This is a genomic window from Nonomuraea sp. NPDC049378 (assembly GCF_055586745.1).
In genome coordinates this window covers 79,224-100,073 of the sequence record NZ_JBVJHP010000009.1, presented here as the reverse complement: position 1 = coordinate 100,073, position 20,850 = coordinate 79,224, and the positions used below count along the sequence as shown (strand labels likewise).

22 protein-coding genes are annotated in these 20,850 nt (G+C 71.2%); 14 read left to right on the top strand and 8 right to left on the bottom strand.

Annotation, left to right across the window (positions count from 1 at the left end; all coding sequences use genetic code 11):
- Positions 1-4: 4 nt before the first annotated feature.
- The 4 genes from ACZ6SA_RS20670 to ACZ6SA_RS20655 all read right to left on the bottom strand — a co-directional run bounded on the left by ACZ6SA_RS20670 (position 5) and on the right by ACZ6SA_RS20655 (position 5,011).
- Positions 5-2,701 carry a DNA polymerase III subunit gamma/tau domain-containing protein gene (locus tag ACZ6SA_RS20670; RefSeq protein ID WP_465829630.1) on the bottom strand — a complete coding sequence of 899 codons (2,697 nt, stop codon included), beginning with the start codon at positions 2,699-2,701 and terminating at the stop codon, positions 5-7.
- A 112-nt stretch (positions 2,702-2,813) separates the two neighbouring features.
- The gene (locus ACZ6SA_RS20665; protein WP_347646365.1) at positions 2,814-3,590 is read right to left on the bottom strand and encodes a class I SAM-dependent methyltransferase; all 777 of its coding nucleotides are present in this window, start codon (positions 3,588-3,590) and stop codon (positions 2,814-2,816) included.
- Positions 3,591-3,692: 102 nt separating this feature from the next.
- Positions 3,693-4,763, bottom strand: a complete 1,071-nt coding sequence (locus tag ACZ6SA_RS20660) for an ABC transporter substrate-binding protein (protein ID WP_465829627.1) — start codon at positions 4,761-4,763, stop codon at positions 3,693-3,695.
- 17 nt (positions 4,764-4,780) lie between these two features.
- On the bottom strand, positions 4,781-5,011 hold the full coding sequence (locus ACZ6SA_RS20655; protein ID WP_347646367.1) for a putative acetyltransferase: 231 nt from the start codon (positions 5,009-5,011) through the stop codon (positions 4,781-4,783).
- 104 nt (positions 5,012-5,115) lie between these two features.
- Here ACZ6SA_RS20655 and fdxA point away from each other — a divergent pair, with 104 nt between their 5' ends.
- From fdxA to ACZ6SA_RS20640, 3 genes are all read left to right on the top strand, one after another.
- Positions 5,116-5,442 (top strand): ferredoxin, encoded by a 327-nt coding sequence (gene fdxA / locus ACZ6SA_RS20650; RefSeq protein WP_132335925.1) that lies wholly within the window; start codon positions 5,116-5,118, stop codon positions 5,440-5,442.
- A 100-nt stretch (positions 5,443-5,542) separates the two neighbouring features.
- Positions 5,543-6,613 (top strand): succinyldiaminopimelate transaminase, encoded by a 1,071-nt coding sequence (gene dapC / locus ACZ6SA_RS20645; RefSeq protein ID WP_347646368.1) that lies wholly within the window; start codon positions 5,543-5,545, stop codon positions 6,611-6,613.
- Between the two features lie 90 nt (positions 6,614-6,703).
- Positions 6,704-7,360 carry a DUF4178 domain-containing protein gene (locus tag ACZ6SA_RS20640; protein ID WP_347646369.1) on the top strand — a complete coding sequence of 219 codons (657 nt, stop codon included), beginning with the start codon at positions 6,704-6,706 and terminating at the stop codon, positions 7,358-7,360.
- Between the two features lie 44 nt (positions 7,361-7,404).
- Here the strand turns inward: ACZ6SA_RS20640 and ACZ6SA_RS20635 are convergent, their stop codons facing one another.
- Entirely contained in the window at positions 7,405-8,220 is an 816-nt protein-coding gene (locus ACZ6SA_RS20635; protein ID WP_347646370.1) for a hypothetical protein, read from the bottom strand.
- Positions 8,221-8,257: 37 nt separating this feature from the next.
- Between ACZ6SA_RS20635 and ACZ6SA_RS20630 the strand changes: the two genes are divergently transcribed.
- The 6 genes from ACZ6SA_RS20630 (at position 8,258) to ACZ6SA_RS20605 (ending at position 13,282) form a co-directional block, all read left to right on the top strand.
- Positions 8,258-9,091 carry a 2,3,4,5-tetrahydropyridine-2,6-dicarboxylate N-succinyltransferase gene (locus ACZ6SA_RS20630; RefSeq protein WP_465829623.1) on the top strand — a complete coding sequence of 278 codons (834 nt, stop codon included), beginning with the start codon at positions 8,258-8,260 and terminating at the stop codon, positions 9,089-9,091.
- Positions 9,091-10,146 carry a succinyl-diaminopimelate desuccinylase gene (dapE, locus tag ACZ6SA_RS20625; protein ID WP_465829621.1) on the top strand — a complete coding sequence of 352 codons (1,056 nt, stop codon included), beginning with the start codon at positions 9,091-9,093 and terminating at the stop codon, positions 10,144-10,146. The genes ACZ6SA_RS20630 and dapE overlap by 1 nt, the downstream gene beginning before the upstream one ends.
- Positions 10,147-10,395: 249 nt before the next feature.
- Positions 10,396-11,193 (top strand): LOG family protein, encoded by a 798-nt coding sequence (locus tag ACZ6SA_RS20620; RefSeq protein ID WP_347646373.1) that lies wholly within the window; start codon positions 10,396-10,398, stop codon positions 11,191-11,193.
- A gap of 11 nt (positions 11,194-11,204) precedes the next feature.
- Positions 11,205-11,789: an LOG family protein gene (locus ACZ6SA_RS20615; RefSeq protein ID WP_347646374.1), complete on the top strand. Its 585-nt coding sequence runs from the start codon at positions 11,205-11,207 to the stop codon at positions 11,787-11,789.
- A 60-nt stretch (positions 11,790-11,849) separates the two neighbouring features.
- Positions 11,850-12,740, top strand: coding sequence for a hypothetical protein (locus ACZ6SA_RS20610; protein ID WP_465829618.1), 891 nt, complete (start codon positions 11,850-11,852; stop codon positions 12,738-12,740).
- A gap of 29 nt (positions 12,741-12,769) precedes the next feature.
- Positions 12,770-13,282 (top strand): DNA-3-methyladenine glycosylase I, encoded by a 513-nt coding sequence (locus ACZ6SA_RS20605; protein ID WP_465829986.1) that lies wholly within the window; start codon positions 12,770-12,772, stop codon positions 13,280-13,282.
- A 103-nt stretch (positions 13,283-13,385) separates the two neighbouring features.
- Here ACZ6SA_RS20605 and ACZ6SA_RS20600 read toward each other — a convergent pair whose 3' ends face one another.
- The gene (locus tag ACZ6SA_RS20600; protein ID WP_443152385.1) at positions 13,386-14,162 is read right to left on the bottom strand and encodes an enoyl-CoA hydratase-related protein; all 777 of its coding nucleotides are present in this window, start codon (positions 14,160-14,162) and stop codon (positions 13,386-13,388) included.
- On the bottom strand, positions 14,159-14,935 hold the full coding sequence (locus ACZ6SA_RS20595; RefSeq protein WP_465829616.1) for a PaaX family transcriptional regulator: 777 nt from the start codon (positions 14,933-14,935) through the stop codon (positions 14,159-14,161). The genes ACZ6SA_RS20600 and ACZ6SA_RS20595 overlap by 4 nt, the downstream gene beginning before the upstream one ends.
- Positions 14,936-15,116: 181 nt before the next feature.
- Here ACZ6SA_RS20595 and ACZ6SA_RS20590 point away from each other — a divergent pair, with 181 nt between their 5' ends.
- Both ACZ6SA_RS20590 and ACZ6SA_RS20585 read left to right on the top strand, forming a co-directional pair.
- Positions 15,117-15,284, top strand: a complete 168-nt coding sequence (locus tag ACZ6SA_RS20590; RefSeq protein WP_020545024.1) for a DUF3117 domain-containing protein — start codon at positions 15,117-15,119, stop codon at positions 15,282-15,284.
- An 83-nt stretch (positions 15,285-15,367) separates the two neighbouring features.
- Positions 15,368-16,777, top strand: coding sequence for a leucyl aminopeptidase (locus tag ACZ6SA_RS20585; protein WP_465829612.1), 1,410 nt, complete (start codon positions 15,368-15,370; stop codon positions 16,775-16,777).
- A gap of 6 nt (positions 16,778-16,783) precedes the next feature.
- Here ACZ6SA_RS20585 and ACZ6SA_RS20580 read toward each other — a convergent pair whose 3' ends face one another.
- Positions 16,784-17,422 (bottom strand): O-methyltransferase, encoded by a 639-nt coding sequence (locus ACZ6SA_RS20580; protein WP_347646381.1) that lies wholly within the window; start codon positions 17,420-17,422, stop codon positions 16,784-16,786.
- A gap of 185 nt (positions 17,423-17,607) precedes the next feature.
- Here ACZ6SA_RS20580 and sigE point away from each other — a divergent pair, with 185 nt between their 5' ends.
- From sigE to ACZ6SA_RS20565, 3 genes are all read left to right on the top strand, one after another.
- The gene (gene sigE, locus ACZ6SA_RS20575; RefSeq protein WP_347646382.1) at positions 17,608-18,240 is read left to right on the top strand and encodes an RNA polymerase sigma factor SigE; all 633 of its coding nucleotides are present in this window, start codon (positions 17,608-17,610) and stop codon (positions 18,238-18,240) included.
- A gap of 1 nt (position 18,241) precedes the next feature.
- Positions 18,242-18,772: an anti-sigma factor family protein gene (locus tag ACZ6SA_RS20570; RefSeq protein ID WP_465829609.1), complete on the top strand. Its 531-nt coding sequence runs from the start codon at positions 18,242-18,244 to the stop codon at positions 18,770-18,772.
- A gap of 167 nt (positions 18,773-18,939) precedes the next feature.
- Entirely contained in the window at positions 18,940-20,772 is a 1,833-nt protein-coding gene (locus tag ACZ6SA_RS20565) for a S1C family serine protease (protein WP_465829607.1), read from the top strand.
- The last annotated feature ends 78 nt before the right edge of the window (positions 20,773-20,850 follow it).

Sequence of the window (20,850 nt, the reverse complement as noted above, 5' to 3'; positions counted from 1 at the left end):
CGGCTCAGTCCAGGAGAGCGAGCAGGTCGCGGTCCCCGCGCTCGCGGAGCCTGGTGAGCAGGTCGGGCAGGCTGACCGGGCCCGTCATCCCGATCCTGGTGGCGATGACCCGGGCCGCCTGGTCCCTGGTGCCTCCCGGGGCGGTGTACCCGACCAGGCGCAGCGCCTTGGTGATCTTCTCCGCGCCCTGGGCGGCGACCGGCAGGTGCCTGGCCCTGAGCACGCCCTCGTCCGACAAGGTCAGGAACAGGTGCCCGCCCTCGCGCGCGCCCACGTCGACCAGGAGGCGCTCGATCGACTCGAGCACCGGCTTGCCGTGCCACGTCATCGTCAGCTCGCCCGCGGCGCTCCTGACCGTCCTGCTCTCACCCGGCGACAGGCCCAGGTACGACGCGAACCCCGTCGGCAGCGCGCACTCGCCGCCCGCGAGCTGCTCGGCGGTCACGTCGATGCGCAACCACCAGCGCCCGTCAGGCTGCCGGAAACAGCGCCGGGTCTGGGAGACGTCCTTCAACGGCTGGTACGGCTGGCCGCCCTCGTCGGCGGAGCCGCCGTTCGACTCGCCCGCAGGCGCGACCGGCGCGAACGCCTGGAACTGCGGCGGGCCGGCCGGCGGGGGAGCCGCCTGAACCGGGCCGAACGCCGACTGCGCCTGCGCCTGCGGTGCCTGGGCGGCCTGGGCGGCCTGAGGCTGGGGCAGGGGCTGGGGCTGGGGCTGGGGTGCGAGGGTCGCCAGGACGAACTGCCAGGCGGGCACCTCCAGCGCGCGGATCTCCACCTGGTGCCAGTCGGCCGCGCCGATGAGCTGCTCCTTGGGGGCGGCCGGGCCCAGCGTCCGCACCAGGTCGTCCAGGTGGGCGCGGTACGGCGCCGCCTCCTCGCTGGCCAGCCACTGGTCGAGGCGGGCGCGCAGCTCGTCCTCGGTGGCGGCGATCTCCGCCGGCGGGACGGCGAAGAGCTTGGCCAGCTGGTCCACCGCCGAGGGCTCGTCGGTGAAGATCCGGTTCTGCGCCACCGCCCAGCTCTTGTCGTCCAGCCCGGCGAACGCGGCCTCGATGAGCGCCGGCAACGGCTGCTCGCGCCCGGCCGCCTCCGCCACCGGTTCGGGCTCCACGGTGCCCGGTCCGGACACCGCCCCATCGCCCTGGGACTCATGCGCCGGCGCCGCATCGGCCCGAGGCCCGGGCTCCGGCGCCGCGTCGGACTGGGGTCCGGACTCCATCGCCACGGCCTGAGGTTCGGATTCCGGCGCTGCCACGACCTGGGGCTCGGATTCCGGCGCGGCGTTGCGCTGGTGCGCGGGCTCCTGCCCGGCCGCGCTCACCGGCTCCGCAGCCTCGGGGGAGGACTCCAGCACGTCCTGACCGGGCGCGAGGGCGTCGCCCGCGCTTTCCGCCCGCCCGCCGAACGGCTGCCACGACTGCCCCGCCTCCGCGGCGGGCGCAGCCTCTACGGAGGAATACCCCTCCGACGGCTGCGCGTCGGGTCGCGCCTGCTCGGCCTCCGCCTGCTCGGCTGGTGCCTGCGGGAAGTCCGCCGGGCGAGCCTGCTCACTCTGGAACTGTTCTGGCTGCTCGAACGGAGGGTTCTCGGACCGGAGCTCGGCCGGCTGGTCAGCGCCCTTCTCCTGGCCCTTCTCAGCACCCTTCTCCGGGCTCTCCACACCGTGCGCGGGGCCGCCCGCCTCGGCCTCGGCCTCCACGACCGGCCCCGGGCTCACGGCCTCAGCCGCGGATTCCGCAGCCTCAGGCTCCGCTACCCGTTCCGGGCTCACGGCCTCAGCCGCGGACTCCACCACCTGCGCAACACTCGCGGCATTGGCGCCGGCTTCCGCGACCTGCTCGGCACTCGCGGCCTCAGCGTCGCGGTCGGCCTCAGCGTCGCGGTCGGTCACTGGCGCGGCTTCGCCCGGTTCGGCGGCGAACCGTGCCGGCGCCTCGGCGGCACGCTCACCGGCCGCCTGAGGCGTCTCGTGCTCGGCGGCCCGCCCGCGGAGCTGACCCGCCTCGACGGCATCCTGACCCTCGCCCCGCTGGTCGGCCGCGGCGGAGTGCTCAGCGCCCGGCCGGACGGCGGCGACGGAGTGCTCGGCGCCCTCCGCCGGGTGCTCGGCTGCACGCGCCTGAGAGGCGCGCCCTCTCCGCGAGGTCTCGCGGGGCGGCTCCCCGGCCGCCCGCGCGGGCTCCCGGCCGGCGGCGACGGGCTCGGAGCCGTGCGCCGTTGCGGCCGGTGCGGGGGCCACGATCGGGCCGGCCGAGGCCGCGGCCTCGGCCGCCGGCACCGGGTGCTCAGGACGCGGGCGCGCGAGGCGGACCAGGACCGCGGAGAACAGCGTGTTCAGCACCGGCCGCGCCTGGATGAAAGGCTGGTCGACCAGCTCCCGGCTGGTCAGCGCCAGCAGTCCCGCCCACGAGCCGGCCCGGTCGAGCGCGATGGCGACGGCGGGCTCGTCGGCCTCGTCGGGGTCCAGGACATGCAGTGCCGGCAGGACGTCGCCCACCGTCGCCGCGGGCCAGTGCTCCAGGGCGATCTCCGTGAGCAGCTCGCCCAGCGACTCCGGGCCGATGGCCGCGAGCACGTGTGGCATGGGCAGGGTGCGCCACCACGCGTCCGGCAGGTCCGGTTGCCCGGTGAGTAGCGTGATCGTCGACGCGTCGCTCCACCTCAACGGTGGTACGAGGTCGCTCAGGCAGAAATTCATCCCGTTCCGTTCACCAGCCCCTCACGCCGCCGCAGCGGTGCAGCCATAGTCTCGCCGCCCACGGAACAGACCATAGTCCGGCAAAACAGCCCTACGCATCATGCACTACGCATCAGCGCCGAACAGCGGCAAAGCGTAGGCGCACGTAGTCGGCCATCCAGCCGCTCTCCCTGCGCAGCGCAGGGGCGGCCAGTTCGTTGACGCGCCGCAGCAGGGGCCCCACGATGTTCGGCGGGAGCCCCTCGAGCACCGAGGCGGCGAACGTGTTCACCCAGTCGGCGGCTCCGCCCGGGCACTCGTCGAGGGGCGTCGGCCGGTCGAAGTATTCGAGCAACCTGACGACGAAACCCTCCTGTTCGAGACGCCGGGCGTACTCGGCAGGCGTGGGAAAATACCACGGCAGGTCCGGTTCGCGCAGGCCGTATTCCCGCCAGGCGGTGAGCATGGCCGCGGTCAGCTCGGCGCAGTTGCCCGCTCCGCCCATCTCGGCGACGAAACGTCCGCCAGGCGTGAGCGCCTCGCGGACGTTCGCGATCACGGTGCCGGGGTCGCGGCTCATCCAGTGCAGCGCCGCGTTGGAGAAGACCGCGTCGTACGGTTCGACGACGGTGAAGTCGTGCCCGTCACCGACGATGAAGTTGATGCCCGGATACTGGGCCAGCGCCTTCTCGATCATCTTGGCTGAGCCGTCGATGCCGAGCACGTCGGCGCCTCTGAAGGCGATCTGGGCGGTGAGCACTCCGGTGCCGCACCCGAGGTCGAGCACGCGCTCTCCAGGTCGCGGGTCGAGCAGGTCGACCAGTGGCGCGCCCTGGGTCGAGACGTAGCCGAAGCTGCTGTCGTAGGCGCGACTGTTCCACCGCTCCAAACTCGGCGTGTCGTATCGCAAGACGATCAGCTCACATTCGATCAGACATCGGGCCCCCGTGGCCGTGCTGTCCGTTCACTTTAGAGCCTGAACGTCCCTACGACATATCAAGTCACATCGGACTCATCCCATGCTCTTCGCCCATTGCCGCTTGAGGTACGCCTTCGCCGCGTCTGCCTGCGGAATCGTCAGGATGACCGGAGGGCCGGGCGCCTTGGGCAATTTCGCGGCCTGCTCGGCGTCGAGCGTGCCCTTCATGCGCATCGCCTCGGTGCGCGCCGGCCGGGCGAACCCCTTCATGAGCAGGTTCTGGCCCTCGTCGGAGAACAGGAACTCCTGCCACAGCCGGGCGGCGGCCGGATGCGGCGCCGTCTTGCTGATCGCCTGCACGTGGTAGCCGCCGAGCGCGGCGTCGCGAGGGATCGTCACCTTCCAGCCGTCGGGCTGGTGCGCGCTGCGGGCGGCGTTCAGGTGGTCCCAGGCGACGATCGTGTTGGCCTTGGCCGGTTCGGTGAGCCTGCCCGCCTGCTTGAGCTTGGCGAACAGCGACACCCCTTGCGCCGGCTGCGGCACGCCGGCCCGCATGGAAGCGGCCATCACGCCGTCGAACGCCGACGCCGAGCGCAGCGGGTCGCCGTCGAGCGCGACCCGATAGCCGGGCTTCAGCAGGTCGGCGAAGGAGGCGGGCGGCTTGACAGCGCGCGGGTCGTACCCGATGGACATGTAGCCCCCGTAGGCCGCGTACCAGCCGCCTGACGGGTCCTTGACCTGGTCGGGCAGGTCCTGCCAGCCCTGCACCTTGTACGGGGCGAACCGCCCGGCTCCGGCGACGGCCACGTCCATCGTCAGGTCGAACACGTCGGGCTTGAGCTGCGCGGCGACGTCGAGCTGGCGCTTGCTGCCGGCGTTGGGCTCGAGCTCGTTGACCTTGATGTTGTACTTGTCGGCGAAGGTGTCGATGATCTCGCCGTAGTTGACCCAGTCGCGGGGCAGGGCGATCACGTTGAGCTCGCCCTCGCGCGTCGCGGCCTCGACGAGCCGCTCCATGGTGCCGAAGCCGGCCTTCATGGAGGCGGCCTGGGCGTTGACGGGCGGCAGGTTCTTGGCCTCGGTGGAGGCGGAGTCGGTGGACGACGCGCCGCATCCGGCGCTGGCGAGGATGGCTGCTGCGGCGGCGCAGGTACGTACAGTCACACAATGAATACTTACCGCTACATCCGTTCAGGTCGAGGAGGCGCGGCCGGAACGACCCTGGCGGCTACGAGTGTCTCTTCAGGAATCTCCACCAGAGTGCCGTCCCTCTTGCGGACGGTCAGCACCCCTGACTCCCACGACACGAGGATGCCCACCGCGTCGCGAAAGCCTTCTGGAACGCGCCTGCGGGTGGTGATCCGTGCGCCGATGTCCTGACTTGTGATCGCGATGACGAGCCGTGCCGCCACGAGTTTGCCACCCTCCGTTTCGGCCAGTCGGCAAGCACGGCAATACTAGGGCGTAGCAAACCGCGGTCAGAGTCATGTCATGGTGCGGAGAGAAGGAGCTCGAGGTGACCTACGTCATCGCGCAGCCTTGCGTGGACGTCCTGGACAAGGCGTGCATCGAGGAATGCCCCGTTGATTGCATCTACGAGGGCGAGCGCATGCTTTACATCCACCCCGACGAGTGCGTGGACTGCGGCGCGTGTGAGCCTGTATGCCCCGTCGAGGCCATTTTCTACGAGGACGACCTTCCCGAGCAGTGGAAGGACTACTACAAGGCGAACGTGGACTTCTTCGAGGACCTCGGCTCGCCCGGAGGCGCCTCGAAGGTCGGAAAGATCGAGAAGGACCACCCGGTGGTGGCCGCCCTGCCGCCGCAGGCAGAGGGCCACTGACGGTCCCGGCACGGAGCGAGCGGGGGCATCCAGGCCGGGTGCGCCCCGTTCTCGAGGCATGCCCGGCGCTCGATACGGCAACGTGACACCCTGGAGAACCGTGAACAACCTGCCCGACTTCCCCTGGGACAAGCTGGAGCCGTACAAGGAGCGCGCGCTGGCACATCCCGGCGGCATCGTCGACCTGTCGGTCGGCACGCCCGTCGACCCCGTGCCCCAGAACGTCCAGGACGCGCTGGTCCAGGCGGCCGACAGTCCCGGCTACCCCTTCACCCACGGCACCAAGGCGCTGCGCGAGGCCGCCGCGGGGTGGCTGCGCCGCCGGCACGGCGTCACCGTCGACCAGCGTGACGTGCTCCCAGTGATCGGTTCCAAGGAGTTCGTCGCCTGGCTGCCCACCTACCTCGGGGCACGGCGGGTGGTCATCCCCGAGCTGGCCTACCCCACCTACGACGTGGGCGCCCGGCTGGCCGGTGCGGTGGCGACCGCCGCCGACAGCACGCTCGCGCTCGGCCCAGAGCGGGCCGACCTCGTCTGGGTCAACTCTCCCGGCAACCCGACGGGCAAGGTGCTGCCGGTCGAGCACCTGCGCAAGGTCGTGGCGTGGGCGCGCGAGCGCGGCACGGTCGTGGCCTCCGACGAGTGCTACATCGAGCTCGGCTGGGAGGAGGAGCCGGTCTCGATCCTGCACCCCGACGTCTGCGGCGGCTCCCACGAAGGGCTGCTCGCGGTCCACTCGCTCTCCAAACGCTCCAACCTGGCCGGATACCGAGCCGGGTTCGTGACGGGTGACCCCGTCCTGGTCAAGCGGCTGCTGGAGACGCGCAAGCACGCGGGCATGATCATGCCCGCCCCCGTCCAGGCGGCGATGACGGCCGCGCTCGGCGACGACGCGCACGCCGACCGGCAGCGCGAGCTCTACTCCGCCCGCCGCGCCCTGCTGCGGCCCGCGCTGGAGCGGGCCGGGTGGCGCGTCGACCACTCGACGGCCGGGCTGTACTTCTGGGCGTCGAACGGGCAGAGCGCCTGGGACCAGGTGGGCAAGCTCTCCGAAATCGGCATTTTGGTCGCGCCGGGCGAGTTCTACGGACCGGCAGGTGAGCGGCACATCCGCATCGCCGTCACGGCCACTGATGAGCGGATCGGTGCGGCCGTGCGCCGCCTCCAGTAGGATCGCGCGACATAGCCCGCCGCGCGGGCTTGACGCATAAATTGATAAGAGCTTTTGCCGAGACAGACCGCGAGTGGAGCGAGCTGATCGATGAGCATGACCTCCATGGTCGTACTCGGGCTGAGCATCGTCACCATCCTGCTGTTGCTGGGTGCCTTCCTGGCCACCCTGCGACAGGACAGGAAGGGCCGGACGAGCGCGCCGCCGGCTGAGGTCGCTCCCGTCGAGACCCCGCTGGCCGCGCCGGTGATCGCGCCCGGGCATGCCGGCACCGACTACACCGACCCTCGCACGATCCAGGTCGGCGACCGGATCGAGGTGCAGGGCTCGCCGGCGCGCGTGCTCGGCTCCATGCACGTCTCGTGGCAGGGCAACCAGTGGACCGAATATCTCCTGCGCGACGGCTCGCGGCGCTTGCAGTGGTTGTCGGTGGAGGTGCTCGACGGCGACCCGCCGCACCTCGAGGTGCTGCTCTGGACCGACGTGCCCACCCAGGGCATGGTCCCGGCCAAGAGCATGCTGATCATGGAGGGCGTGGAGTTCTTCCCGATCGAGCGGGGCACGGCCGCGTTCAGGAGCGAGGGCGACACGGGAAACCCCGAAAGGGGCCTGCTCGACTTCGCCGACTACCGCGCGTCGGACGGGCGGCTGCTCTCCTTCGAACGCATCCAGGGCCGCTCATGGACGGCCTGCTACGCCCAGCCGCTGCCGCCCGGCTCGATCTCCATCGTGCGCAGGGCGTCCTGACCGGGCGTCCTGGCCGGGCCTTCTGACCTGGCCTTCCGCGGGCGCTACGACAGGTCCACCCGGCGGGCGCTCGCCTGGCCGCCCGCCTGCCAGCCGTCGCGCTCGAAGTCGTTGACCCAGGTCGCACCGTTGTAGCCGACGCGGTTGAGCGCGTACTTCTCGGCGTGGGCCACCGACCAGGCGGCCACCAGCCAGCCGCGCCGCTTCGTGGTGATCGCCGTGCTGCCGAGCGCCCTGGCGAGCTGCTTGCGGGCCGCGGCGGCCCGCGACTTCGGAGCGGGCGTCCTGCCGGCGGGATACCAGCAGTGCACCGCCTGCGGAACGCGCCCTGTGAACGCCGCGGCGAGAATCTCGGCCTCGCTTTCGTGCGCGGCATAGGCGTAACCGCCCGCCGAGCGCTGCACGGCCTGCGCCGCCTCCGCCAGCGGGAGCTTGCGGTAGTTCTTCACCTTGACCAGGGCGGCGAAGAACTTGTTGGTGGCGTAGACGGGGTCCATGAGCTGCTTCTTCTTGCCCCAGCCCTGCGACGGGCGCTGCTGGAACACGCCCACGGAGTCGCGGTCGCCGAAGTTGACGTTGTAGAGCTTCGACTCCTGGATCGCCGTCGCGTACGCGATCACCACGGCCCGCTCCGGCAGCCTGCGCCGCGCCGCGACCGCCGCGATGGTGGCCGAGATCTGCGCCTGCTCGGGATCGAGGTTGCGGACGCCGTCGGGCGTGTTGACCACGCAGTACGCGTGCCGCTCGGCCAGCTGGGGTGTCCGCTTGAGCAGGTGGTAGAGGCCCACGGAAATGGCCACGGCGAGAACGATCACGATGATCGCGATGGTGATGACCCCACGGGAGAAGCGCACGCGCACGCTGAAGAACCTACCCGGACGGATAAGCTCCGAGGCCATGAGTCACGTGAGCACCTCGTCACCGATCTCGCCGGTGGTGGACGAGCTGTGGGAGCGCAGGGCGGAGTTGTCGCCCGCCGACGTCGACGCGCGCAACGTGGTGGTCGGCGCCGTCGACCTGCTCGACAAGGGCGAGGCCAGGGCGGCCCGCCTGGTCGGCGGCGACGTCGTCGTGGACGAGCGCGCCAGGCGGGCGATCCTGCTCAGCTTCACGGTGCTCGGCATGGCCCGCTCGCAGGTGGGTGACTTCCAGCACCACGACAGGCACCCGCTCAAGAGCTCGTTCGACGGGGTGCGGGTGGTGCCGGGGGCGATCGCCCGGTGGGGCTCCTATGTGGCGCCCGGGGTGGTGCTGATGCCGTCCTTCACCAACATCGGCGCGTACGTGGACGCGGGCACCATGGTCGACACCTGGGCCACGGTCGGATCCTGCGCCCAGATCGGCAAAAACGTGCATTTGTCCGGCGGGGTGGGCATCGGCGGCGTGCTGGAGCCGCCCGGCGCCGTCCCCGTCGTCGTCGAGGACGACGCGCTGGTCGGCAGCCGGGCGATGATCGTCGAGGGAGCCCGGGTCGGGCAGGGCGCGGTGGTCGGCGCGGGGACGATCCTCTCCGGCTCGATCCCCGTGATCGACGTGCGGACGGGCGAAGAGGTCGCCCGCGGCCGCATCCCCGCGTGGTGCGTGGCGGTCGGCGGCACCCGCCAGAAGGAGTTCCCCGGCGGCACGTTCGGCCTGCCCTGCGTGCTCGTGCTCGAATACCTGGAGCCGGGGCAACGGCACGACAAGGCGGCGCTCAACGAGGTGCTGCGCGAACACGGAGTGAACACCTGATGCTTGACCTGACGCAGGACGTACGCGCGCTCACCGCCGCGATCGTGGACATCGAGTCGGTCAGCGGCGCAGAGCGTCGGCTGGCCGACGAGGTGGAGCGGGCGCTGTCGGCGCTGCCGCACCTGAAGGTCGACCGGTCGGGGGAGACCGTCGTGGCCCGCACCCGGGCGGGCCGCCCCGAGCGGGTGCTGATCGCCGGGCACCTCGACACCGTCCCCGTCGCCGCCAACCTGCCGAGCAGGGTCGAGGGAGACCTGCTGTACGGGTGCGGCACGTCCGACATGAAAGCCGGCGTGGCGGTCGCGCTCAAGCTGGCGGCGGCCGTCCCGGCGCCGGGCAGGGACATCACGTACGTGTTCTACGACTGCGAGGAGGTCGAGGCCGAGCGCAACGGCCTCACCAGGGTCGTCAGAGACCACCCCGGCTGGCTGGAGGCCGACTTCGCGGTGCTGATGGAGCCGACCGACGGCGTCATCGAGGGCGGCTGCCAGGGCACGCTGCGCGCCGAGGTCACCGTGACGGGCAAGCGCGCCCACAGCGCCAGGTCGTGGCTGGGGGTCAACGCCATTCACGGGATCGAGCCGGTGCTCGCCAGGCTCAACGCGTACGAGGCCAGGCGGCCGGTGGTCGACGGTCTCCAGTTCCACGAGGGGCTGAACGCGGTCGGCGTGCGCGGCGGGGTCGCGGGCAATGTCATCCCGGACCAGTGCGTGGTGACCGTCAACTACCGTTTCGCACCCGACCTGTCGATCGAGCGGGCCCAGGAGCACGTACGCGAGGTGTTCGACGGTTTCGAGGTGACCTTCGTCGACGCCGCGCCCGCGGCGCGGCCGGGCCTGACGCATCCGGTGGCGGCGGCCTTCACCGAGGCGGTCGGCGGCACGCCGCGCGCCAAGCTGGGCTGGACCGACGTCGCCCGCTTCTCCGCGCTGGGGGTGCCCGCCGTCAACTACGGGCCAGGCGATCCGAACCTGGCGCACCAGCAGGGGGAGTACGTGTCGCTGACGAAGATCGTCGAGAGCGAGCGGGCCATGCTCGACTGGCTGTCCACATGAAAGTGGCCTTCCTCGCCGGCCATTTGGCGGGGAAGACCACTTTCAGTCCCGAGCAGCACCCTCGGCAATTAGACGCGGGGGAGTCGAAATTCGGTTCCCTGCTTCTTCCAAGAATTTTTATTGGCCGGTGTCAAGGCGCCTACCTGCGGTTTCGTCCTGATAAGCACCTCCGTCCGCCGGCACCGTACGGCTCCGTCCGCCGAGCGGAGGTGGAACCGGCGGCGTCCGAAGGCGACTAGCGTGACCCGCATGGAACAGTCACGTCGGGAACGCCGTCAGGGGCAGGCAGTCGTCCGCGGTCGCCTCGTCCCCACCTCCACGCACGACCAGCGCCTGCTCGCCCGGCAGGGGCCGTCCGACTGGGTGCACATGGACCCGTGGCGGGTGCTGCGCATCCAGGCCGAGTTCGTGGAGGGTTTCGGCCAGCTCGCCGAGCTGCCGCGGGCGGTCACCGTCTTCGGTTCCGCGCGCACCGGTGAGGAGTCCCCCGACTACACGCAGGGCCGCCGTCTCGGCCGGGCGCTGGCGGAGGCGGGCTACGCCGTCATCACGGGCGGCGGGCCCGGCGTCATGGAGGCCGCCAACCGGGGCGCGCGTGACGTGGACGGCGCGGTGTCCGTCGGGCTCGGCATCGAGCTGCCGTTCGAGCAGAGCATGAACGACTACGTCGACCTCGGCATCGAGTTCCGCTACTTCTTCGTGCGCAAGACGATGTTCGTCAAATACTCCTGCGGCTTCATCGCCCTGCCCGGCGGCTTCGGCACGCTCGACGAGCTGTTCGAGGCGCTCACGCTGGTGCAGACGCGCAAGGTCACCTCCTTCCCCGTGGTGCTGGTGGGCACCGAGTTCTGGGGCGGGCTGCTCGAGTGGGTCAAGTCCGCTCTGCTCGGCACCGGGAAGATCGCCCCCCAGGATCTCGATCTGATCACCGTCACCGACGACGTCGACGAGGCCGTGCGCATCATCGCCGACGCCGACCGGGCACGGTCGAAGCAGCAGGAGGAAGAACTGGCGTCCGCCGCCGCCCAGCCCGCAGAGCCCCAATAGGCTGGCGCTTCGTGAACATCTGCGTCTTCTGTGCCTCCAGTCTGCGTATCGACCCGAAATACATCGAGCTGGCCCGGCAGGTCGGCACCGAGCTCGCCAAGCGCGGCCACACGCTCGTGAGCGGCGGTGCCACCGTCTCCTGCATGGGCGCGGTCACCTCGGCCACCCGGGCCGCCGGCGGGCGCACGGTCGGTGTGATCCCGCAGGTGCTGGTGGACATCGAGGTGGCCGACGACGATTCCGACGAGCTGATCGTCACCAACGGCATGCGCGAGCGCAAGGGCGTCATGGACGCCCGCTCCGACGCCTTCCTCGTGCTGCCGGGTGGCATCGGCACGCTGGAGGAGCTCTTCGAGATCTGGACCGCGCGGGTGCTCGGCATCCACGACCGCCCCTTGGTGATCCTCGACCCCTGGGGCCTGTACGAGCCGCTCAGGACCCTCGTCAGCACCATGTACGACCAGGGCTTCACCCGCGCCGACGTCTTCGACGCGATCTCCTGGACCTCCACCGTGGACGAGGCGTTCGCCCATCTCGAAGCCCGTTCGCAGCCCGTGCGGCCCAGCGTCGCCGAACTCGGCGAGGCGACCGGCTGACCGGATTGCGGTGCTTGCGGTGATGCTGAACGAGCCCCGCCGTATGAGTACGATGCCAATGTGCTGGTCGTACTCGCCATCGCCGCGATCGCCATCTTGGCATGCGTGGTCTTGGTCTCCCTTGGCAGGGGCGGTGAGCTGACCGAGTTCCCGCCGGACGTGCCGCCTCTCGAACTTCCCGAGCCCGCGCAACTCACGGCGGTCGACTTCATGGCGCTGCAGTTGCCGGTCAACCTGGTCGGCTACCACACGCAGAGCGTCGACGAGACCCTGCGCAGGGCCGCCGGCGCGATCAGCGCCCGTGACAGCCGGATCGCGGTGCTGGAGCAGCGCGTCTCCGAGCTGCTGTCGAGCCGGCTGTACGCGCGGCAGGAGAGCCACGCCGCACCGGGTGCCGGTCTGCGCACGGACCACGCGCCGCAGGCCCCTGCCGCCTACAGGGAGCTGCCCGAGTCGGGCGACCCGGTGCCCGGTGGAGGGCCCCGGGACGACGACGCGGAGGGCCAGTACGCGCAGTGGCGCGTCTCGCCTCGGGATGCCGCCGTCGAGCAGGCCTCCAACGGCGCCTCACCGGCCGGACACGAGCTCCGGGAAGGCGACGGCCCCGGCTTCGGAAACGGGGCCGCGGACGGTGGCGAGCGTGCGGAGCAGCCGGAGGGCGCGCCGCAGGACGGCGAAGGTGCGCAGGACGTGCCCCCCGACGGTGAGCGGGAAGACAAGCCCGCCGAGCCGACCGGCACGGGGACGACCGGTACGCAGACGGGCGGCGCGGGGACGTCCGCCGCGGAGGCCGGCACTGCGCCGAAGGGCGGCACGGAGATGGACGGCGAGCCGGAGTCCGGCTCGGAGACGCGCGGTGAGCCGGAGACGGGTGGCGAGCCGGTGGCCGGGGAGGTGCGCGAAGAGGCGGAGACGCCCGTGCGCTCCACGACGGGAGACGATCGGTCGTGACCGAGCCGATCCGCTGCACGTGGCCCGGCATGTCCGACCCGATCTACCTCGCCTACCACGATGAGGAGTGGGGCCGCCCGGTCAAGGGTGACGACGCGGTCTTCGAGCGGGTGGCTCTGGAGGCGTTCCAGTCGGGCCTGTCGTGGCTGACGATTTTGCGTAAGAGGGAGAACTTTCGCGCCGCCTTCGACGGCTTCTCGATCGTCAAGGTCGCCGCGTACACCGAGCAGGACGCCCGACGGCTGCTGGGCGACCCTGGCATCGTCCGCAACCGGGCGAAGATCGAGGCCGCGATCAACAACGCCAGGGCCGCGCTCGAGCTGCCCGAGGGGTTGTCGGACCTGGTGTGGCGCTTCGCCGAGCCCGACGCGGCCGTGCCGAGGACGATGGCCGACGTGCCCGCCACGACCCCCGGCTCCAAGGCGCTGGCCAAGGAGCTGAAGAGGCACGGCTTCACCTTTGTCGGCCCGACCACGGCATACGCGCTGATGCAGGCCATCGGCCTGGTCAACGACCACATCGAGGGCTGCCTGGCACGCTAGCGGCGCCGGCGAGCGTGCGCGGGCGGTTTCTCCGGCGGCAGCCCCGGCCGGCGCCCGACAGGCGGTGTCCAACAGCCGGCGTAGGAACGAACGGTCGTGCCCGTCAGGCGCCCTCGAACGTGGGGCGTTCCTTGGCGAGGAAGGCTCTGGTGGCGTTCTGGTGGTCGCGTGAGGCGGCGCACGCGTCCTGGAGGTCGGCCTCCAGCGCCAGCGAGTCGGGCAGCGCGTGCGTCGCGGCGTACGCCAGCGCCCGCTTGGTGGCGGCGTACGCCACGGTCGGGCCCTGGGCCAGCGACCCGGCGAGCTCCCGCGCGGTCTTCAGCACGTCGTCCTGGGGGACCACGCGCGTGACCAGGCCCAGCTCCAGCGCGCGGGCCGCGTCGACAGGCTCGCCGAGCAACATCAGCTCGGCGGCCCTGCCCTGGCCGATCAGCCGCTGCAGCGTCCACGACGCGCCCGAGTCGGGCGCCAGCCCGATGCCCGCGAACGCCAGCGCGAACTTGGCCCTGTCGGACGCCACCCGCAGGTCGCAGGCGAAGGCCAGGGACGCGCCAGCGCCCGCCGCGACGCCGTTGACGGCGGCCACCACCGGCTTGCCCATGGTGGTGATGAGCTCCACGATCGGGTTGTAGTGCTCGCGCACGGTGTTGCCCAGGCCGCGGCCCGCCTCCAGGTTGCCGGCGTGCTCGTGCAGGTCCTGGCCCGCGCAGAAGGCCCGCCCCGAGCCGGTGAGCAGGACGGCCCTGACCGCGGGATCGGCCGCCGCCCGGCGCAGCGCGTCGAGGAGGGCCTGCTTGGTCTCGGTGGTCAGCGAGTTCATCGCGTCGGGACGGTCGAGGGTGATGGTGGCGACGGCGTCGGCCACGTCATAGCGGATCAAAGCAACTCCCTGTCGACGAACGCGGCTGCTGCGGGCAGCAGCCGGGTGGCTTCCTGCTCGAAATAGACCCTGGCCTTCTCGCCCGGCCATCCGGCGGGCAGCAGCTCGGGCGGCAGCCCCGGGTCGCGGAACAGGAAGTTGCGCCAGCCGTGCACGAGCCTGCTCCTGGTGGCGAACACCTGGTCGGCCGATGCCCCCTCCGGGAGCCCGCTGATCAGCGTGTCAGCCTCGGCCAGCCAATGCTCGTACGCCTCGCCGATGGCGGCCAGATCCCACGCCCTGGCGACGAGCTCGCGGGGGTCGCCCTCCAGCGCCGAGTCGAACCTGTCCGCCCGCACGCCCTCGCTCTCGAGCAGGTTGTCCAGCTCGATCGACGAGCGCGGGCCGATCCAGGCCGTCTCCGACAGCGCGGCGTAGCCGAGGAACGTCAGATCGGCGCGGAGCCGCTCCCTGCGAGGGCGGTCCTTGACGGGTCCGAAGACGATCAGATGCCACCTGCCGTGCCAGATCAGCGTTCCGGCTCGGTAAATTCTCAGCGCCGCCTCATCCAGGCGCCTGACGCACTTCGGCGTCAGCCCGTAGCCGGGGCCCTGAGGGAGCCTGACCGGTTGCAGCCAGCCCTGCCGGACCATGCGTGAAACCGCCGTACGCACGGCGGGAGCGGCGATCTCCAGGGGCTTCATGAGCCGGACGAGAGCGGCCACGGTGGCTTGCCCACCGCGCGAGCGAAGGTGGTCTCCATAGAGGTCGAACAGAGCGGCGCGAGCGTGCACGAAGTCCAGTTTGGACGCGATCGCCGACCTCGACAACGCATTCTGGGAGGAGATCGTTACCCATGAGCGCTCTCGATGCGGGAGAATAGGACATCACAGAAGACGTGAATGCGCCGACCACCCCCGATGGGCGGTCGGAAATCGCGGGCCGCGGGAGCCCAAGGCAGGAAGGGAAACACGCATGGCGGCGATGAAGCCGCGGACCGGCGATGGTCCGCTCGAGGTCACCAAGGAAGGGCGCGGCATTGTCATGCGGGTCCCCCTGGAAGGTGGCGGCCGGCTCGTCGTGGAGATTTCCGCCGACGAGGCCAAGGCGCTCGGCGAGGCGTTGAAGAACGTCGTCGGCTGAGCGCTCCCGAGAGACACCTTTTTGGTTCTACGACCCTGGCGATAATCCGGCGCCAGGGTCGCTGACGTTCGAGGAGAGATTCCGTGCCCATAGAGACCACTGCGTCGGTGGTCGCCGAGGTTTCCGACGATCCCGAGCTGCTGGCCGTCCCCTACACCTCTGACCTCACCCCAGCGTACGCGGTCGAGCTGCACCTGCCCGTGTCCGACCTGCTGGCACACTACGAGGCCGAGGGAGAGGCTGGAGAGGTCGTCGAGGTCCCGGTGGCACGGGGTGGCGGTGTGCGCCGCGTGCTGCTCTACGGCGTCGGCGACGGCTCCCCGCGCGCGCTGCGCCGGGCCGGTGCGGCGCTCACGCGCAGGGTCAAGGGCAAGGACACGCTGACCGTGGTGCCGCCCGGCGGCGACGTGGCGGCCTTCGCCGAGGCGGCGCTGCTGGCGGCGTACTCGTACAAGATCGGCAAGGTGGGCAAGCCGGCGGTGCGGACGCTCGCGTTCGCGGGGGCCGACGAGGCCCAGGTGCGCCGCGCGCAGGTGGTCGCCCAGGCGGTGGCGCTCGCCCGCGACCTGGCCAACACGCCGTCCTCGGTGAAGAACCCCGCCTGGCTCGCCGAGCGGGCCGCCGAGAGCGGCCTGCCGGTCAAGGTGTGGGACGAAGAGCGACTCCAGGCCGAAGGCTTCGGCGGCATTCTCGCCGTGGGCCGCGGCTCGGCCAGCCCGCCCCGGCTCATCCAGCTCTCCTACACGCCCGAGCGGCCGGCCGACCGGCACGTGGTGCTGGTGGGCAAGGGCATCACGTTCGACTCCGGCGGGTTGTCGCTGAAGCCGACGGACAACATGAAGACCCAGAAGACCGACATGGCTGGCGGCGCGACCGTGATCGCCGTGCTCGGCGCGCTGGCCAGGCTGGGCGCGCCGGTGCGGGTCACCGGGCTGGTCGCGGCCGCCGAGAACATGCCGTCCGGCACGGCGCAGCGGCCCAGCGACGTCATCAAGCACTACGGCGGCCGCACCGTCGAGGTGCTCAACACCGATGCCGAGGGACGCCTGGTGCTGGCCGACGCGCTCGCCTACGCCGACGCCGTCCTCGACCCCGACGCGGTGGTCGACGTCGCCACGCTCACCGGGGCGATCACCGTCGCGCTCGGGCGCAACATGGGCGCCGTCTACTCCACCGACGACGCGCTGGCCAAGCAGCTCGTCGACGCCGGCCAGACCGCGGACGACCGGCTCTGGCGGATGCCGCTGATCGAGGACTACGTGCCCGCGCTGAAGTCGCCGATCGCCGATCTCAGCAACGTCGAGTCGGGGTCGAGGTTCGGTGCGGGGTCGATCACGGCGGCGTTGTTCCTGCGGGAGTTCGCGGGGCAGCGGCCGTGGGCGCACCTCGACATCGCCGGCGTCGGGCGCAGCACGGTCGACGAGGGCACCCTGAGCAAGGGCGCCACGGGCTTCGGCGTGCGCGTGCTCCTGGAGTGGCTCACGCGCACCTGACGGGCGTCAGTCGGCGATCTTGATGGCGGCGAGCAGGCCGTCGCCCAGCGGCATCAGCACCGAGCGGAGCCGGTCGTCCGACTGCACCAGCTTGCCCACCTCGCGCAGCGTCACCGTCTCGGGGTCACGCTGCGCCGGGTCGGCCACCCGGTTGTGCCACAACATGTTGTCGAAGGCCACGATGCCGCCCACGCGCAGCAGCCGGACCGCCTCGGAGAGGTAGTCGGCGTATTCGTGCTTGGCGCCGTCGGCGAACACCATGTCGTAGCCGCCGTCCGACAGCCGTGGCAGCACGTCGAGCGCCCGGCCCGAGATGAGCCGCACCCGCCCGCCCGAGAAGCCCGCCTCGGCGAACGCCTGCCGGGCCAGCCGCTGGTGCTCGGGCTCGACGTCGACACTCGTCAGCGTGCCGTCGGTGCGCATGCCGCGCAGCAGCCACAGACCGGAGACGCCGCAGCCCGTGCCGATCTCGACGACGGACTTGGCGTTGACCGCGGTGGCCAGGAAGCACAGAGCCGCCCCGCCACCGGGAAGGATGGGCGTGGCCCCCATCTCGAGCCCGCGCTGCCGCGCAGCGTGCACGATCTCATCCTCATGATGGAACTGCTCCGCATAGGCCAGAGTGGCCTCCACCGGAGTGGTCATCGGCCGCCTCCCCCCACTTTCGTGCGATTGTCGCAAAAGGTCATACACGTGATTGGTGTCGATCGCAGCCTATGGGAGACACGCCGGGACGGGAACTCAGGAGGGACCTGAGGCGTTGCAGGTTTAAACGGGCTTTGCCGGTCCGGAAGGCAGGCAGTGCGCACGAAGGGACGAAACCAGGCACTATGGCGGTAGCGGTGGTCCCAGAGAGAGGAGTTCTGGTGGACGAAAGCGACCACCAGACAGATACTCCGGTGTCGTCTGACTGGACTCCTCCCACATGGGAGGAAGTGGTGCGGACCCACTCCGCACGGGTGTATCGGCTGGCGTACCGGCTGACCGGCAATGTCCACGACGCGGAAGACCTGACCCAGGAGGTCTTCGTCCGGGTCTTCAGGTCGTTGTCGAGCTACACCCCCGGCACCTTCGAGGGATGGCTGCACCGGATCACGACCAACCTGTTCCTCGACATGGCGCGGCGCAAGCAGCGCATCAGGTTCGAGGGGCTGGCCGACGACGCCGCCGAGCGGTTGCGCGGTCGTGAGCCGTCTCCTGCCCAGGCGCTCGACGACGCCCATCTGGAGCCCGACATCCAGGCCGCCCTCGACGCGCTCGCCCCGGAGTTCCGGGCCGCGATCGTGCTCTGCGACATCGAGGGCCTGTCCTACGAAGAGATCGCGGCCACGCTCGGCGTCAAGCTGGGCACGGTCCGAAGCCGGATTCACCGTGGCCGGGCGCAGTTGCGGGAGGCGCTCGACCACCGAGCCCCCCGTAATTCTCAACTCCCCCCGACCGTGACCCGTGGGGAGGAAAACTGATATGGCTCATCTTGGAGAACGCGTATCCGCGCTTGTCGACGGGGAGCTCAACCACACCGAACGCGAGCGCGCGCTTGCCCATCTGACCTTCTGCGCTGACTGTCGGCGAGAGGTCGAGTCGATGCGGGCGCTGAAGTCGCGCCTGCGCTCGCTCGACGATCCCGCGATGCCGGCCGACCTGACGATGTCCCTGCTCCGGATGGCGGAGCCGGGAGGGCCGCTGCCCCCGAGGGAGCGCCCTTTCCCCACTCGCACCTTCGGCGGGGTGCCGATCCCTGGGCCGCACAGCATCGCGCCTCTCGACAACCGCCCGCGCCGGGACGCCGCTGGTGGGGCCACGGGCCCTGGGCGCGGGGGTAGTAGGCGGCGCACGACCTACGTGGCGGTCGGGGTGGTCTCCGCGGCCGTCGCGCTCGGCACGTTCTTCGCAGCCACCGGCGTGGGCCAGAGCAACCCCGCGCCTCCGGTCGAGCTCTTCCAGCAGCCCGATCGCAACTCGCCGACGAGTGCTCCCCCCACCGCCACACCTTGAGATCGCACCATGCCTGGGATACTTGGGGTGGCGTAGTCAACGACGCGTGGGGCATACGATCTGGGTTCGGGATTTGTCACAAGCGATTCCTGACAAATGCTTTATGACCCTCGTATGCCGCAAGAGCGACGATTGCGGTGGCCGAGCCAAGGAGTGGTGAGACTTAGATGACCGACGAGACGCGCCCCAACGAAGGACGCACGACGTCGGACTACCCCGAGCCACAGGGGCGGCCGGACTTCCTGCCCGCGGAGGACGCGCCCGAGCACGAAGGCAAGCGGCCCGAGCCGCCCGCCTCTTTCGGCACCTCCTGGGGCGACCCGTCCGGCCGTTCCGAGCGTCCCGGCACGCCACCGTACGACAGCCGCCCGTCCGGCGGCTCGCCCACCGACGGCGGGGCCGCGCCGGACACTTCCGGCCAGAGCGGCCCGCGGCCCGGTGCACCCTCCTTCGGCCCGCCCGACCCGGGTGCCCGCGCCCATGACGGCCTGCCGTCCGAGCCGGGCGCGAGCCCTTACGGCGGCCCGCCGTCCGATCGGGACCCACGCTCCCAGGACGGGCCGTTCTTCGGGCTCGCGGAAGGCGGCACGCGGGAAAATCCCGCGTTCGGCCGCCCTGACGGCGGTGAGGGCGGCTATGGCCGTCCTGACGGCGGCGAGGGTGGCTATGGCCGTCCCGATGGCGGCACGCAGGAGAATCTCGCGTTCGGCCGCCCTGACGGCGGCACGCGGGCGTACGAAGCCCCGCTCTTCGGCGGCCCGCCCTCCTACGGAGGCGCGCCACCGCCGCCTCCGCGCCAGGCACTCGGCATGGGCGCGGGCTGGGCGCCGCCGCCCTCGGGCGCGCACAGCCACGGGAGCAGGCCGCGCCGCATCCCGAGCACCGGCTTTCTCATCTCGACCGCGGTCGTCATCGCCCTGGTGGCCTCCCTGCTCGGCAGCGTGGGCACCTACCTGCTCACCAAGCCGACCAGCGACAACGACCCCGGCTACAGCCTGGGCCCGGTGCCGACCGGCGCCACCAACCGGGCCCCCGACTCGGTGGCGGGCGTGGCCGCCCGGGTGCTGCCGAGCGTGGTCTCCATCGAGGCCGGCAACGGCATGGCCACCGAAGGCGCCTCGGGATCCGGCTTCGTGATCAAGAACGGTTACGTGGTGACCAACAACCACGTGGTCTCCCCGGCCGCCAAGGGCGGAGAGATCAGGATCATGTTCAACAACCGCAAGACCACCACGGCCCGCATCGTCGGCCGCGACCCCGGCTCCGACCTCGCCGTGATCAAGCCCGAGGACACGTTCGGCACGCCCGAGATCACCCTCGGCAACTCCGACCAGGTCGTGGTCGGCGACCCCGTGATCGCCGTCGGCTCCCCGCTGGGACTGACCGGCACGGTGACGACCGGCATCGTCAGCTCGCTCAACCGCCCGGTCATCGCGGGCGACGACACCGGCGCCAGCTCCGAGGAGCCCGCCTACATCAGCGCGATCCAGACCGACGCCGCCATCAACCCCGGCAACTCCGGCGGACCGCTCGTCAACGGCCGCGGCGAGGTCGTCGGGGTCAACTCGGCGATCGCCACCCTCAGCCGCTCGCTGAACAGCCAGAGCGGCAGCATCGGCCTGGGCTTCGCGATCCCCGTCAACCAGACGCGGCGGGTGGCGGAAGAGCTGATCGCCACCGGCAAGGCCAAGCGTCCCAAGATCGGCATCCTCCTCGACCGCGACTACAAGGGCCAGGGCGTACGCATCGCCTCGGAGCCGGTCGGCGGCCAGCAGCCGGTCGACGCCGACGGGCCCGCCGGCAAGGCCGGGCTGAAGGCGGGCGACATCATCCTGGAGATCGACGGGCTCGCGCTGCAGGACGGCAACGAGCTGATCGCGCTCATCCGCAGCAAGGCGCCCGGCTCCACGATCAACATCAAGTTCCAGCGCGCGGGCCAGGAGCAGAGCGCCACGCTGACCGTCGAGGCCGACGACCAGCCCGCCCCGACCCCGTCCTGAGCGCGTTCGGTCGTCTGTGGATCGGCTGCTCCGCCACAGCAGCCGATCGCTCCTCCCTTCACGGCACAGCCGACCTGG